The sequence below is a fragment of the Bacillus sp. AFS001701 genome (assembly GCF_002559405.1).
Lineage (GTDB): Bacteria > Bacillota > Bacilli > Bacillales > Bacillaceae_G > Gottfriedia.
This window is the reverse complement of the sequence record NZ_NTZO01000685.1, coordinates 1-633: the sequence shown is the minus strand read 5'-3', so window position 1 is coordinate 633 and position 633 is coordinate 1. Positions and strand designations below refer to the sequence as shown.

The window sequence follows — 633 nt, the reverse complement described above, 5'->3', positions numbered from 1 at the left end:
GCTATTTCCTCAACAAAAGGTAATAGCATTTTAAATTAAGTTGTTAAAGTTTTTTAAATCTGATTGGACTAACCATTAAAAAAGCAAGAATTAAAGTAATCCATGCATTACTATAAAAAAACATTCCCATACCAGCTAAAGGTAAACCAGCGGCAGGAATAGGTAAACCCTTAAAATAACCTATGGTTGGTTTAGCACTAAATTTTGCTAATCTTAATGCCCCCATCGTAGGAAAAAGGATAAATGCAAGTGAGGTTAAAATTGATGGTGCCGAAATAGAATGAAATAAAAGCGCAGGGGCAACGCCGAAACTTACAATATCCGCTAAAGAATCTAGCTCTACACCAAATTCACTATTCACTTTTAGTTTTCTTGCAACCCTTCCGTCAAGAAGATCAAAAATAGCAGCGATGAAGATAAAAATTGAGGATATCATTATTAAACCACTCATATTAAGCGTAATGGATAGAACACCACAAACTAAATTTCCGATTGTAAGTAAATTGGGTATAGATTTTACGACCTGACTATACAAAGTATCCCCCCTGAACATTAAAAACCTTTCAATAGTATTTTCTAACTATTTACACTTTATTCTTAATCTTACATAGTATTATATTTATCAAGTTTGTA

General features: G+C 32.2%; 1 protein-coding gene. It reads right to left on the bottom strand.

Annotated features, from left to right (window positions below):
* Positions 1–43: 43 nt before the first annotated feature.
* Positions 44–553 (bottom strand): CDP-diacylglycerol--serine O-phosphatidyltransferase, encoded by a 510-nt coding sequence (pssA, locus tag CN514_RS24605; protein ID WP_435817657.1) that lies wholly within the window; start codon positions 551–553, stop codon positions 44–46.
* Between the last annotated feature and the right edge of the window lie 80 nt (positions 554–633).